Below are 13,764 nucleotides of genomic sequence, written 5' to 3'. Positions count from 1 at the left end.
CAAATTACCACCACTTCTCCGGCTTCGCGGTGAACCCGGCGCGCTCTTCAATCGCGAGGCCAGCGTTCATCACGCCTTGCTCGTCAAAGGCTTTGCCGACGATCTGGAGGCCAAGTGGCAAGCCTTCGCTGTTCACGCCGCATGGGACCGACATCGCAGGCAATCCGGCAAGGCTAGCGGGCACTGCGAACACATCGTTGAGATACATGCCCAGTGGATCGTCCGACTTCTCACCCAAGCCAAAGCTGGCCGATGGCGTGGTCGGGGCGAGGATTACGTCGCAATGCTCCCACGCCTTTTCGAAGTCCTGCGCCACCAGCGTGCGGATTTTCTGCGCCTGATTGTAATAGGCATCATAGAAGCCCGCGCTGAGCACATAGGTGCCGATCAGCACGCGGCGCTTGACCTCGTCACCAAAACCGGCGGCGCGAGTTTCGGCATACATTTCCTGCAGCCCTGCACCGTCGGGCAGATCGCGCAGACCATAACGCACCCCGTCATAGCGGGCGAGATTGGAGGACGCTTCTGCGGGAGCAATGATGTAGTAAGCAGGCAGTGCATATTTGGTGTGCGGCAGGCTGATATCGACGATCTCTGCGCCCGCATCTTTCAGCCATGCAATGCCGTTGTCCCAGCTTTGCAGGATTTCCGGATCGGTGCCGTCCATCCGGTATTCCTTGGGAATGCCGACTTTCTTGCCCTTGAGGTCCGAATTCAGCGCCGCTTCCCAATCGGGAACGGGCAGATCGAGGCTGGTTGAATCCTTCGGATCGAACCCCGCCATCGCGCCGAGCATAATCGCGCAGTCACGCACATCATGCGCCATCGGCCCCGCCTGATCGAGCGAAGACGCAAACGCCACCACGCCCCAACGGCTACACCGGCCATAAGTCGGCTTAACGCCGGTGATGCCAGTAAAGGCCGCAGGCTGACGGATCGAACCGCCAGTATCGGTACCCGTCGCCGCCGGGGCGAGACGCGCCGAAACCGCTGTCGAGCTACCACCCGAGGAACCGCCCGGGCTCATCGGCGTGTTCGACCCATCGGGGCGGCGCCACGGTGATGTGACATTGCCGAAATAAGACGTCTCGTTGGAAGAACCCATCGCGAACTGGTCAAGGTTCAGCTTACCCAGCATCCCTGCGCCAGCAGCCCACAGGTTGCTCGACACGGTGCTTTCGTATTGGGGCGTGAAGCCTTGGAGAATATGGCTCGCCGCAGTGGTTTGCACGCCTTTGGTAGCGAACAAATCCTTCATTCCGATGGGAACACCGGCCATGCTGCCCAGATCTTTGCCAGCCGCGCGGTCGGCATCGACTGCGTCGGCGGCTTCGAGAGCCTTTTCCGGCGTGGTCACGATGAACGCATTGAGCGCACTTGCCGCAGCAACATTGGCGTTAAACGCCTCCGCCACTTCGCGCGCGGTGAAGTCCCCGTTTTTCACGCCATCACGGATGGCTGCGACACCGAGATTGGTCAGATCAGTCATTATACAAACCCCGTTCGCCCTGAGCTTGTCGAAGGGCCGCACTTTCTTTGAGCGCGTCGATAGAAGTAAAAAGCGACCCTTCGACAAGCTCAGGGTGACCGGAAATGGTAGGTGGTGTGAAAGACATCACTCGATCACCTTCGGAACGCCGAAGAACCCGTGCTCTGCAGCAGGCGCATTGGCCAGCACGTCATCACGGCGGTCTCCGCCAGTTTTGGGATCGGCATTGACCTCGTCAGCGCGCAGGCGCAGCGTGTTAGGAATGACCGCGGTCATTGGTTCGACATTGGAGCAATCGACTTCGCTCAGCTGGTCAACCCAGCCGAGGATCTGGTTGAGTTCGGGCACCATGCGCTCGAGCTCGTCATCGCTCATTTTGATGCGGGCCAGAGATGCGATCTTGGCCACGTCTTCTTTGTTTACGGACATGCCCTGCGCTTAGCCGCGCGGGCGGGTGGCTTCAAGCGGGATTCGCGCGCGGGATGCTATTCAGATGCAACCTATTGGAAACAAGAGCCAGCAGACTTCGTGTCTCATTGATGCTCAGAACGGTTTGTTTAGGAACGATCTTTTCGCTCTTCACCACCGAATTTAATTTCAATTGGCTTTACTGTTCCGTCTGCAAAATAATCAGGTGGCGGAATAAGGACTAGAACTTCACTCCGCTGCTCTGCAACGCTTACTGGCGCCCTTAGCTGGATGCCCCAATCAGTTTCCGGGCGCAGCAGGTGGCGGGCCAGCCGGGCCGCCGGGACCACCGGGTCCGCCTTCGCCTTGTTGTTGCTGCATCATTTGCTGGAACGCCATCATCCGGCGTTCAGCATCTTCGCGCGCCATCATGTCGACGATCTCGACTTCGAAGATCAAATCGCTGTTGGCCGGAATTGGCGAACCTGGAGGAGGCGCAGAGCCGTAGCCTTTGTTAGCCGGTATCTCGAGAACGTACTTTCCGCCCTTCTGGGTTTTCTGCAGGCCTTCGATAAAGCCGTCGATCAGTGCGCCATCTTCCAGCAGCAATGGTTGCCCTTCAGGGAACAGTTGCGGCGGCAATTGCGATGCGCCGGACTCATCAAACACCGTGCCATCGGGCAGCTTGCCAACATAGTTGACGAATACGACTTGGCCGAGTTCCGGTGAAGGTCCGGTGCCTTCGGTCAAAGTTTCAACAGAAACGCTCTTTGGCACGGCAGCCCAGGCTATGCCTGCGCCGATAAGGATCGCAACAATAATGCCAAGCCACAGCTTGGTGAGCGAACCCTTGGCAATGGGTTGCAGCGGAACGCGGGTGACTTCGGTCATGGTGTAATCCTGTTTACGGATGCGCCCCGAATAAGAGGGCATAAACAAAAGGGCGCAGATTTCTCCGCGCCCTGATGGCTTATCACTGAACTGTGTTCAAGCGAGTATTGGAGCAGCGCGGGTTTATACCCCGTCACGCTCCATCCGCTTGCGGTCCATCTTACGCGCACGGCGAACCGCTGCAGCCTTTTCACGGGCGCGCTTTTCGCTTGGCTTTTCGTAGTGACGACGCAATTTCATCTCGCGATACACGCCTTCACGCTGCAGCTTCTTCTTGAGCGCGCGTAGGGCTTGGTCGACATTGTTATCGCGAACCATGATTTGCATAAATTCAAAAACCTCAGTGCAAAAGGTCTTGGGCCGCAGCAACGCGGATAGACCCCGTAAAAATCAACGAAAATTGGCCGAATCCGCAAGGGATCGGCTCGAACAGGGCCCCAATTAGCGAATCATCCTCAGATTGGCAAGTGGTTTGGCAAGTGCGGGGATGGCAAAACCGCTGTGCCATAACTTCAGGACTAGCCAGCTCGATCATATGCCTCGCGCATCCATGCTTGCACTTCTATATCGAAATTGGCAGCCGCTTCGAGGCGAACGCGGTGTGGATCAGCTTCCGGCTCGCTTTCGCAGCCGAATGCTTCTCGGCAACCAGATCGATGCCCTCGCCGTATCGTATTGCTTTCTAACGAGAGCCTAAGTCCCAACCGGCAATGCCGCAACACAAATGGTATACTACGCTTCCAAGCCGGTGCACAGGCGGCTAAGAGGCACGCCATGTCCTCCCTTTCTCCTTTAGTTGCCACGCTGAATGTTGCGGTTGGCGGTGCTGCAGGTGCAGCGCTACGCTATCAAACCGGACGCGCCGTGACCGGTTGGGTCGGCCCCAAGGCTGCCAGCACGTTCCCTTGGGCTACGCTCACCGTCAATCTGGTCGGCTGCCTGCTGATGGGAGCGCTGGCGGGCTGGCTCGCGCGGCATGGCGGCGCGAATAGCGAGCAATGGCGCCTGCTGCTGGGTGTGGGTCTGCTGGGCGGGTTCACAACTTTCTCTGCCTTCAGTCTCGAAATGATGCTGCTGATAGAGCGCGGCCAGATTGGGCAGTCGCTGCTCTATGCTTTTGTTTCGGTAATGGCGGGCCTCGTTGGGCTTTATATCGGACTATACGCAGTGAGGCTGGTATCATGAGCAGCGAAGACGGCCCCGAAGGCTCGGGCGCAAACCCGTGGGATAGCGCCAAATCATCGGACAAAGTCCGGCAGTTTACCGTCGGCCCTGACGACGACGACATCCGTGTCGACCGCTGGTTCAAACGCAATCTGCCGCAAATCGGCTTTGCCATGGTCAGCCGTTGGGCGCGCACCGGGCAAGTCCGAGTTGATGGCAAGCGTACCAAGCCCGAGGCCAGGCTACGCGCAGGCCAAGTGCTGCGCGTGCCGCCCGGCGGAGAGAGCACCCAGCGCAAACCGCGTAAGCGTGAAGAATTGTCCGATGACGATATCGACCGCGCAGAGGCAATGCTCATCACCCAGGACAAGGCCGCGATCGTGCTCAACAAACCGCCCGGACTAGCGACACAGGGCGGTACCGGCACGAGAGACCATGTTGACCGGCTGCTCGATGCTTTTGCTGGCGAGAGTGATCCGCGCCCACGCCTCGTGCACCGGCTCGACAAGGATACGAGCGGCGTTCTGCTCACTGCGCGCAGTCCGGGCAGCGCGGCGTTCTTCTCCAAACGGTTCTCCGGCCGTGATGCCAAGAAAGTCTATTGGGCGCTCGTAGTCGGTGTGCCCGAAGTGCATGACGGTGTGATCGAGGCCAAACTGTCCAAACAGCCGGGCACCGGCGGTGAGAAGATGCATGTCGACGAGCAAGGCGGCCAGACCGCAAAGACCCGTTACCGTGTGGTCGACCGCGCCGGAAATCGTGCGGCGTGGGTCGAATTGCAGCCCTTCACTGGCCGCACGCACCAATTGCGCGTCCACATGGCCGCGATCGGCCACCCGATTGTCGGCGACGGCAAATATGGCGGGCAGGATGCATTTCTGACGGGCAGTATCAGCCGCAAGATGCATCTCCATGCGCGCCGTCTGATTATCGAACATCCCGACGGCGTACCGTTGGATGTCACAGCTGGCTTGCCGGAACATTTCGCGCAAAGCATGGAGCAATTGGGTTTCGATGAAGCCGATAGCGATGCCGCGCCCGAGCAGGATCGCGGCCCTATGCCGAAGGATCTTCAGAAGAAGGCCGCGCGCCAGCACTCCAAGCAAATCCGCAAGGAACAGCGCGGCGAACGCAAAGGCCGCGGGACGAAAGACGCGCCGAAACGCAAACTGGGCAAGAAATCGAAGGCGCAGTTTGCAAAACCCGGCGGCAAACCCGGTGGTGGGCCAAATAAGCGGGGTAAGCGCTGATGTACCCCAACCCTGCCCTTCGTAGCGGTGACCGCGACCTGCACGAAACGCTGACCGATCAAGTCGGGTTCGAAACGGAAATCCGCGCGTGGCACGATACGGTCAAATTGTCGCAGGGCCACAGCGCAGAACATCGCAAGCAGATCGCAAAGGGTTTGGAGGCAAATGGCTCCATCACCATAGCTCAACTGGCGCGGACGCTGGGTTCGGGGATCGAGACCCTGTGACCGTAAAGCTCGCCGTTTTTGATTGCGATGGCACGCTGGTCGATGGCCAAGCAAGCATTTGCGAGGCGATGGAGAGCGCGTTCACCCTCGCCGATCTACCGGCACCTGACCGGCATGATATCCGCCGGATTGTCGGGCTGAGCTTGCCCCAGGCCATGCGTCATCTCGCCCCCCACGCCAGCGATGCACAGCGCGCTGCGGCGGTCGAGGGATATAAGGAAGCCTTCCGCACAAGCCGGATGCAGGGCCGCGTGCAGGAACCTCTGTTCACCGGAATAGTCGCTGTGCTTAACCGGCTCCGCGATGGCGGATGGACGCTGGCCGTGGCGACAGGAAAGTCGGATCGCGGATTGTTCTCCTGCCTCGCTACGCATGGCCTGAACGATCACTTCATCTCGCTGCAAACGGCGGACCGGCATCCGTCGAAACCGCATCCTGCGATGTTAGAAGCTGCTATGAGCGATGCTCTCGCGGAGCCGGAAAACACCGTAATGATCGGTGACACGACATTCGATATGGATATGGCAGCGGCCGCAAGAGTGCGCGGAATTGGCGTCGATTGGGGGTATCATACACCCGAAGAACTGACCGCTTCAGGCGCCGCCCATATCGCCACCACACCGCAGCAATTGGGAAGCATTTTGCTATGAGTGATCTGCCAACGGATGATACAATCGCCCGCAACCGTTTCATGATCATCAGCATGATCCGGCTGATCGGCGCAGTAGCGGTAATGCTCGGTATTCTGGTGCTGACTGACACTCTCGCATGGCCCCATGTCGCGGGCTACGCGCTACTTGCAATCGGCCTGATCGATACATTTGTTATCCCGCCATTCCTCGCCAAGAAGTGGGGGAGCAAGCGCGGATGAAGCGTTTTTACAAAGCGGTCGATATAGAAGCCGCTGACAATGGTTTCCGCATCACGCTGGACGGCCGCGGCATCAAGACTGCACTCGGCAAAGCCCAAATTCTCCCGGCTCAATCGCTTGCAGACGCGATGGCCAAGGAGTGGAGCGCACAGGGCGACGAGATTGACCCCGCGCTGTTCCGCTACCGCGATCTGGCTGACTACGCGATTGATATCATCGCGCCCGATCGGGGCACAACAATCGACAAACTGCTGAGCTTTATCGAGACGGACACGCTCTGTTACCGTGCCGGTCCGGAAGAGCCTTTCTATGCCAAGCAACAAGCAATCTGGGATCCGCTGCTCACAAAGCTGGAAGCGCAAGAGGGCATCACTCTCGAACGTATCAGCGGCATAATGCACAAGCCGCAATCGCCCGAGACACACGCAAAACTGTCACAGCGGCTGAACGGTTTTGACGATTTTGCACTGGCGTCGACGCTGACAATGGCCTCGCTCGCGGCGTCATTATCTGTGGCTCTACGTGCCAACGCGTCTGACGCAGACGTTAATGCGTTATGGTCTGCTGCAAATCTCGAAGAGGATTGGCAGATCGAGCAATGGGGCCAGGACCACGACGCGCAAGAGGTCCGCAAACGGCGCACTGCCGACTTTCTTAATGCCTATGAATTTGGCCGGTTAGCGGCGGATAAAACCTAAGAGCCGATCCACTCCGCAACCTGCCCCGCGACGTCATTGGCTCCGCGATTGAGCGCGTCACCGACTTCGCTGGCTTCTGCCAAAACACCTGATTGCACGCTTTCGAACCGCTTGGTCTCAATCCCGCCATCGGCACCCGCCCGGATCGCATCGAAGCGGACAATCACCGAAGATGTGCGTGCATCATAGCCGAAGTTGCGCAATATGCCGCGCAATTGCGCCGAGGCGACAATGCCCGGATCATCACCATCAATCACCAGACGTTCACCGCGCGCACGGATGGTTTCGGCCAGCAAACGGCGGAACAACCGTGTGGGCCTTTCGACCCATATCGCGTCTTTCAAATAGGCAATTTCCGTATCGGTGACCTGCACCGGAACGCGGCTCACCGCGAGGCGCTGCGGCGCTTCGGGTTCCATGATCTTGATCGCCGTTTCCGCTGTTCCGCTCGCGCCCGCACCGGCCGGAACCGACGTATCGGGCGTTAGTGTCAGCAAGCTCGGCGGAGGTTCCGAGCCAAGGCTGATGCAGCCGGACAAAGCTATCGCCAAGCCAAAGGCGAGACTGCCGCGCAGAATATTCATCGGCTTCGTTTCCTTATCCATTGTCGCAATCACGGCTCATACTCCGGCAGCGGCGGTGAACCGAGAAGCGAACTTGCCCCTTCATTCTCAAGCCGTTCGGTAACGTTGCGCAATGCCTGGCTGGTCGCTTTCAGATCGGCCAGCGTCGCCTCGACTGCGGGCAACGTTTGCGTGCTCAATTGCCGCGTAGCCGGCCGCGCGTCTTCCAGCGTAGCGCTCAGCGATTTTGCCGCCGCATCTGCGCCGCCAAGTGTCTCGCGCAATTGAACAGCCAGCTGCGCACCTTCCTGATTAAGGAGATTGTCGGTCGACTGCGTCACTTTTTCGAACGCATCCAATGCCTCGGCACCTTCGCGCAGAGTGTTCTCAAGCTCTTTCATCGTCGCCTGAATCTGCGGTCCGGTATCGGCCAATTGATCGGTCATCCGGTTGGTGTTTGCGAGGATCGCACTAATCTCCGACTGGTTGCGGTCAGATAGCAGCTCGGTCATCCGTTCCGTCAGTGTCGCAAGGCGTTCGAGCAGTACTGGCGCGCTCGACAGGAGCGCCCCCAAGCCGCCGGCTTTGGGGGGAATTTGCGGTACATTCTCGCTAAAGCAGGCGGTTGTTTCGCAAGTAATCGGGGGTGCGCCTTGGCGCGCACCCTCCAGCAGAATCGTCGATACACCGGTGAATGAGCCTTGGATGGTCGCGGTCGTCCCGATCAGAATCGGGACTTCTTTCTCCACCTCGATTCGTACGCGGACAAATTCCAGATTGTCCTCGTAAAGCTTGATTTCGCTGACCCGACCCACCGGAACACCGGCAAAAGACACTTGCGAGCCATTGGCCAGGCCCGACACATCCTGCCCGAACAGGATGTCATATTGCTTTTGCTCACCCTGGCCCAATTGTGCGAGCCAGACGATAAAGGCGGCCAGCGCACCGAGCAGCACCAAAGTGACTGCCCCGACCCACAGATGATTTGCACGCGTTTCCATATTTTCCCTCTAGCTTCCGGCCTTATGCCTTGCCTTTATGGGGCTTGTCCATTGATCGCGAAGAACTGCTTGCCTTGCGGCGCTCGTCACGCGCTTGGCTGGCCTGCGCTGCGCGGCCGCGCGGCCCGTTGAAATATTCCTCGATCCATGGATGCCCGGTTTCAAGCAATTCCGGGATCGTGCCGACTGCAACCACTTGCTTGTCAGCCAGTACCGCTACCCGGTCGCATATTTCATACAGCGTATCGAGATCATGCGTAATCAGGAACACGGTAAGACCAAGCGTCTCTTTCAGCTCCCTCGTCAACTGATCGAACCGCGCCGCACCGATCGGATCAAGACCCGCCGTTGGCTCGTCCAAGAACAGCAATTCCGGATCGAGCGCCAAGGCCCTTGCCAGGCCCGCGCGTTTCTTCATGCCGCCAGACAACTCGGCCGGATACTTATTTGCCGCATCTTCTGGCAGACCGGACAGCATCACTTTGTAGCGTGCGATATCCTTTAGCAGTTCTGGCCGGATTTCCGGATAAAACTGCTTGAGCGGTACTTGCACATTCTCGCCAACCGTCAGTGTCGAGAACAACGCACCGCCTTGGAACAATACGCCCCACCGGCAACGAACGCCGATAGCCTCATCGGGTTCAGCATCGGTAATCGACTGACCAAAAACCTCGACATTACCGGCGCTTGGTCGCTGCAGGCCGATGATAGAGCGCATCAGCACCGATTTGCCCGTGCCCGATCCGCCGACAACGCCGAGGATTTCCCCTTGCCTGACTTCGAGAGACAGATCGTCATGCACGGTCTGCTCGCCAAACCGGTTTACAAGACCTTCGACAATGATCGGAAATTCATCCGAATGGCGTTCGCTTGCGGCGATGGGAAGATCGTCAGCCGCCATCACGCCCACCCGATCTCGGTAAAGAACACTGCGAAAAAGGCATCCAGCACAATCACTGCAAAGATCGCCGAGACCACGGCCATGGTTGTGCGCCGTCCGACCTGTTCGGAATCACCCTCAACCTGCATTCCGTGGTAGCAACCGGCAAGGCCGACGATCAGACCGAACACCGGCGCTTTGATCAGCCCGACCCACAGATCATACGTTGGTACAACATCCTTGATCCGCTCCAGGAATGTCCAGAACGGGATACCGAGCGACAAATCGGCCACAACCGCGCCGCCGATGATCGCCATCATCGCTGCGTAAAAGCCCAGCAGCACCATCATAAAGGTTGCCGCCAGAATACGCGGGATCACCAGTGCTTCGATCGGGGAAATGCCAATTGTCCGCATCGCGTCTATTTCTTCGGTCAGTTTCATTGTACCGATCTGTGCAGCGAAAGCAGAGCCGGACCGGCCAGCGACCATGATCGCGGTCATCAATACGCCCAATTCGCGCAAGGTGATCCGTCCGACCAGATTGACCGTCAGTGTTTCCGCGCCAAATTGCGCCAATTGCACCGCGCCCTGCTGCGCGATCACGATCCCGATCAGGAAGCTCATCAGCCCTACGATAGGCAGCGCGCTCACGCCGACCAGCTCCAGCTGCCGGATCAGGGCTTTGCCGCGAAAACGGCTCGGGTGCCGGATGATGGATGCAAAGCCCATCAATATCTGGCCAAGAAACCCGACGACAGACAGGATGCCGAAAGCGCCATTGCGTACCATTTCGCCGATCTGGCTCGGCACTCTGGTCCAGACGGGCAGTCGTTCAGCAGCAATGTCGGCTTCATTGCTGGATGATTCGACCGCATCAAGCAACCGTTTTGCGCGCTCATCTGCGCCAACAATTTCCGCTTCGTGCTGGCCCGCCAGCGTGCAGGCGATCCATGCGCCGACCGTGTCGATTGCGTCCACGCCGGACATATCGACCTGCGTAATATCATCATCGAGAGCGCGCAGATCGCGCTCGATTTTCCCAATGGTTGAAACGAGATAAGGGCCGGAGAGCACCAATCGTGTGCCCCCGCTTTCGCTTTCCTCTAGGGAAAATTTTGCCCCGCCGTCCATAATGGCCAGCTATGCGGCGAAAACTCTCTCACTACAAGCCGCCAAGTGTCAGTTGCTTAGCGCGAAAGGCGCTGGCAAAGGCCTTGGCGATATGACAACCGAACTTTCAAAGACATTCGATCCCGCGTCCATCGAAGCGCGCTGGTACCAGCATTGGGAAAAGAACGGCCTGTTCCGGCCGGAACGCCCCGATGCGCAGCCCTTCACAATCGTGAACCCTCCGCCGAATGTGACGGGCAGCCTGCATATTGGCCATGCGCTCGACAATACGCTGCAGGATATCGTGATCCGTTACGAACGGCTGCGCGGTAAAGATGCGCTGTGGGTCGTCGGTACCGATCACGCAGGCATCGCCACGCAAATGGTGGTTGAGCGCCAGCTTGAGGAACGGCAGGACAAGCGCACCAACTATTCGCGCGAAGACTTCGTCAAAAAGGTCTGGGAGTGGAAAGAGGAAAGCGGCGGGACCATCACAACTCAGCTGCGCCGCCTCGGCTGCTCGATGGATTGGAGCCGCGAGCAGTTCACTATGGACCCGCATTTCAGCGATGCGGTGCTCAAAGTGTTCGTGGATCTGTACAATAAGGGCCTGATTTACCGCGATAAGCGACTGGTCAATTGGGACCCAAAGCTGAAAACTGCGATTTCCGATCTTGAGGTCGAGACGCAGGATTTGAAAGGCCAGTTCTGGCACTTCAAATATCCGCTCGCCGATGGTGTAACACTGGATGATGGCCGCGGCTATATCGAGGTTGCGACCACGCGGCCTGAAACGATGCTCGCCGATATGGCGGTTGCGGTTCACCCGTCTGACGAGCGCTATGCCTCGGTCGTCGGCAAGGAAGTGGTCCTGCCGATTACCGGTCGCCGCGTACCGATTGTTGCCGATGAACACGCCGATCCGGAACTGGGCAGCGGCGCGGTGAAAATTACGCCGGGGCACGATTTCAACGATTTCGAAGTCGGCAAGCGCGCGGGCTTTGCTGCGGGCGATATGCTCAACATGCTCGATGGTGAAGCAAATGTTTGTCAGACGGCGGACGGTCTGGTGCCCGACGAATATCTCGGCCTGCACCGTTTCAAACGCGACGGCATAGACGGCGCGCGCGAATTGGTTGTGCAGCGCCTGAAGGAACAGGGCTTCCTGATCCCGCATATCACCAAGACAAAAAAGGGTGAGGAGGTCGAACTCGATTCCGAACCGCGCACTATCGCAACGCCCTTCGGTGATCGCGGCGGTGTGGTGATCGAGCCGTGGCTGACCGACCAATGGTATGTCGACGCCGAGAAACTCGCGCAGGCCCCGATGAAAGCCGTCCGCGATGGTGATATCGAGATCATCCCGCAAAGCTGGGAAAAAACCTTCTTCCACTGGATGGAGAATATCCAACCGTGGTGCATCAGCCGCCAATTGTGGTGGGGACACCGGATTCCGGTCTGGTACGGCCCCAAAGTGACCAGCGAGTTGTCGAGCTTTACGGTGGTGCAGGCAGCAATCGGGAAGTCCAACGACGATGCTTGGTTTGAGTTTGTTTACGGGAACGAGGCCGATGCGATTGAAGCTGCGAAAGCCAAGTATAAGGAAATGACCGGCCTCGACTGTCGCATTCGTATTGTTGATCAGGATGATCCTGATTGGAGCTTCGACGGTGCCCGCTCTCGGCAGCTAGATGATGAAACTTGGGAGTTTGACCTTTATCGTGAAACCGACGTCCTCGACACATGGTTCTCCTCCGGCCTGTGGCCTTTTGCCACGCTCGGCTGGCCCGATGAAAGCGCGCCGCTCTATCAAAAGCACTACCCCAATGATCTGCTGATCAGCGGCTTTGATATCCTGTTCTTCTGGGATGCGCGGATGGCGATGCAGGGGATGCATCTGACCGATCAGGCACCGTGGAAGCGGCTGTATCTCCACGGCCTCGTCCGCGCGGCGGATGGCTCTAAAATGTCCAAATCGAAGGGCAATGTCGTCGATCCGCTCGGCCTGATTGATCAATATGGCGCGGATGCCCTCCGCTTCTTTATGGCGGCAATGGAAAGCCAGGGCCGCGACATCAAAATGGATGACGAGCGGGTCAAAGGATACCGCAATTTCGCAACCAAACTGTGGAACGCGACGCGCTTTTGCCAAACCAACGGCATCACCGCATCGACCACGCTGGAAGCACCCACCGCGACCAGCGCGGTCAACACATGGATTATCGGTGAAGTCGCCGAAACGCTGGCCAAACTCGACGCAGCGATGGCCGATCTGCGCTTCGATGCCGCCGCCAACATCATCTACCACTTCACCTGGGACACATTCTGCGACTGGTATATCGAGCTGATCAAAGGGAACTTTGACGAGGAAACCAAGGCCGTTGCAGGCTGGGTGCTCGACCAGATTCTGGTGATGCTCCACCCGTTCATGCCCTTCGTCACCGAAGAGCTGTGGAACGCGCAGGGAGACCGGGCAAACTATCCGCTGATTACCGCAAAATGGCCCGAGTTTGATGCTAACAAAGACCACGACGCCAGTTCTCAAATCAACTGGCTCATCGAACTTGCGTCCAAAATCCGTGGCGCAAAGAACGAACTAGGTATCGCTCCCGGCGCGAAACTTGAGGCCTATTGCAGCCAACCAAGCTCCTCTCTTGAGCTTGCCCGGGCAAACAACGCTACCGCCATCGAGAGGATTGCACGCCTTTCGATAAACAAATCATCTCCGCCGCCAGGGTCGGCTATGCAGCTGATCGTTCAACGAGACACTCTCGTGATCCCGCTCGAAGGTCTGATCGATATCGACGCCGAGAAAGCCCGCCTGACCAAAGCGCTGGCAGCCTCCGCCAAAGAAGTGAAATCGCTCGAAGGCCGCCTCGACAACGCCAATTTCGTTGAGCGCGCCAAACCCGAAGCGGTCGAGAAAGCCAAAGCCGACCACGCGCATCACAGCGCCGAAGTCGAGCGGCTGACCGCAGCGCTGGCACGGTTGGGTTAGGTTTTCTTCCGGCTATTCTCCGACAGTAAGCGTGGAGTGAAGTTAATACCTGCAACGTCTGGCTAGCCGGAATTGGGGTGGGAGGGTCGCTGCCTCCCATCTTCAACAGAACCCAGATTTACCTAGAATTTCTGCATCCTTCGGAATAAGACTTCAATTCAGCGATGCTAACTACCAATTCCCCTCGCCGAGCGGACTATGATCGATACATT

Annotated in this window: 15 protein-coding genes; 7 read left to right on the top strand and 8 right to left on the bottom strand. The window is 58.2% G+C overall.

All coding sequences use genetic code 11. The features are described from left to right. Nucleotides 1–4 precede the first annotated feature (4 nt). The 4 genes from gatA to rpsU all read right to left on the bottom strand — a co-directional run bounded on the left by gatA (nucleotide 5) and on the right by rpsU (nucleotide 3,115). Nucleotides 5–1,489: an Asp-tRNA(Asn)/Glu-tRNA(Gln) amidotransferase subunit GatA gene (gene gatA, locus GRI35_RS05955; RefSeq protein ID WP_160613312.1), complete on the bottom strand. Its 1,485-nt coding sequence runs from the start codon at nucleotides 1,487–1,489 to the stop codon at nucleotides 5–7. 126 nt (nucleotides 1,490–1,615) lie between these two features. Then, complete coding sequence (gene gatC, locus GRI35_RS05950) at nucleotides 1,616–1,918, bottom strand: Asp-tRNA(Asn)/Glu-tRNA(Gln) amidotransferase subunit GatC (RefSeq protein ID WP_160613311.1); 303 nt, start codon at nucleotides 1,916–1,918, stop codon at nucleotides 1,616–1,618. A gap of 279 nt (nucleotides 1,919–2,197) precedes the next feature. Continuing rightward, entirely contained in the window at nucleotides 2,198–2,788 is a 591-nt protein-coding gene (locus GRI35_RS05945; protein WP_160613310.1) for an FKBP-type peptidyl-prolyl cis-trans isomerase, read from the bottom strand. Nucleotides 2,789–2,911: 123 nt separating this feature from the next. Further along, entirely contained in the window at nucleotides 2,912–3,115 is a 204-nt protein-coding gene (gene rpsU, locus GRI35_RS05940; RefSeq protein ID WP_160602859.1) for a 30S ribosomal protein S21, read from the bottom strand. A gap of 447 nt (nucleotides 3,116–3,562) precedes the next feature. Here rpsU and crcB point away from each other — a divergent pair, with 447 nt between their 5' ends. Genes crcB through GRI35_RS05910 form a run of 6 tightly spaced genes read left to right on the top strand, consistent with a single transcriptional unit; the run spans nucleotide 3,563 to nucleotide 6,998 of the window. After that, entirely contained in the window at nucleotides 3,563–3,973 is a 411-nt protein-coding gene (crcB, locus tag GRI35_RS05935; RefSeq protein ID WP_160613309.1) for a fluoride efflux transporter CrcB, read from the top strand. Further along, nucleotides 3,970–5,202: an RluA family pseudouridine synthase gene (locus GRI35_RS05930; RefSeq protein ID WP_160613308.1), complete on the top strand. Its 1,233-nt coding sequence runs from the start codon at nucleotides 3,970–3,972 to the stop codon at nucleotides 5,200–5,202. Before crcB ends, GRI35_RS05930 begins: the two co-directional genes overlap by 4 nt. Then, nucleotides 5,202–5,429 (top strand): hypothetical protein, encoded by a 228-nt coding sequence (locus GRI35_RS05925; RefSeq protein ID WP_160613307.1) that lies wholly within the window; start codon nucleotides 5,202–5,204, stop codon nucleotides 5,427–5,429. The genes GRI35_RS05930 and GRI35_RS05925 overlap by 1 nt, the downstream gene beginning before the upstream one ends. Further along, the gene (locus GRI35_RS05920; protein WP_160613306.1) at nucleotides 5,426–6,079 is read left to right on the top strand and encodes an HAD-IA family hydrolase; all 654 of its coding nucleotides are present in this window, start codon (nucleotides 5,426–5,428) and stop codon (nucleotides 6,077–6,079) included. The genes GRI35_RS05925 and GRI35_RS05920 overlap by 4 nt, the downstream gene beginning before the upstream one ends. Then, the gene (locus GRI35_RS05915; protein WP_160613305.1) at nucleotides 6,076–6,300 is read left to right on the top strand and encodes a hypothetical protein; all 225 of its coding nucleotides are present in this window, start codon (nucleotides 6,076–6,078) and stop codon (nucleotides 6,298–6,300) included. Before GRI35_RS05920 ends, GRI35_RS05915 begins: the two co-directional genes overlap by 4 nt. After that, nucleotides 6,297–6,998, top strand: coding sequence for an ATP12 family chaperone protein (locus GRI35_RS05910; protein WP_160613304.1), 702 nt, complete (start codon nucleotides 6,297–6,299; stop codon nucleotides 6,996–6,998). The genes GRI35_RS05915 and GRI35_RS05910 overlap by 4 nt, the downstream gene beginning before the upstream one ends. On the opposite strand, the gene GRI35_RS05905 is transcribed toward GRI35_RS05910, so the two are convergent. From GRI35_RS05905 to GRI35_RS05890, 4 genes are read right to left on the bottom strand one after another with little or no spacing between them, the layout of a single operon-like run. Then, nucleotides 6,995–7,582: an ABC-type transport auxiliary lipoprotein family protein gene (locus GRI35_RS05905; protein ID WP_235900145.1), complete on the bottom strand. Its 588-nt coding sequence runs from the start codon at nucleotides 7,580–7,582 to the stop codon at nucleotides 6,995–6,997. The two genes, GRI35_RS05910 and GRI35_RS05905, sit on opposite strands and share 4 nt — an antisense overlap. 29 nt (nucleotides 7,583–7,611) lie before the next feature. Further along, nucleotides 7,612–8,562, bottom strand: a complete 951-nt coding sequence (locus GRI35_RS05900) for an MlaD family protein (RefSeq protein WP_160613302.1) — start codon at nucleotides 8,560–8,562, stop codon at nucleotides 7,612–7,614. Between the two features lie 22 nt (nucleotides 8,563–8,584). Beyond that, a complete protein-coding gene (locus GRI35_RS05895) occupies nucleotides 8,585–9,463 on the bottom strand; it encodes an ABC transporter ATP-binding protein (RefSeq protein ID WP_160613301.1) in 879 nt (292 codons plus the stop codon). Continuing rightward, on the bottom strand, nucleotides 9,463–10,575 hold the full coding sequence (locus GRI35_RS05890) for an ABC transporter permease (protein WP_160613300.1): 1,113 nt from the start codon (nucleotides 10,573–10,575) through the stop codon (nucleotides 9,463–9,465). Before GRI35_RS05890 ends, GRI35_RS05895 begins: the two co-directional genes overlap by 1 nt. Nucleotides 10,576–10,666: 91 nt before the next feature. On the opposite strand from GRI35_RS05890, the gene GRI35_RS05885 reads away from it, so the two are divergent. Then, complete coding sequence (locus GRI35_RS05885) at nucleotides 10,667–13,552, top strand: valine--tRNA ligase (protein WP_160614779.1); 2,886 nt, start codon at nucleotides 10,667–10,669, stop codon at nucleotides 13,550–13,552. Nucleotides 13,553–13,764: the final 212 nt, after the last annotated feature.

Origin of the sequence: Pontixanthobacter aestiaquae (assembly GCF_009827455.1) — a bacterium.
Lineage (GTDB): Bacteria > Pseudomonadota > Alphaproteobacteria > Sphingomonadales > Sphingomonadaceae > Pontixanthobacter > Pontixanthobacter aestiaquae.
The sequence above is the reverse complement of the archived record's forward strand: the minus strand, read 5'-3'. Positions and strand labels throughout refer to the sequence as shown.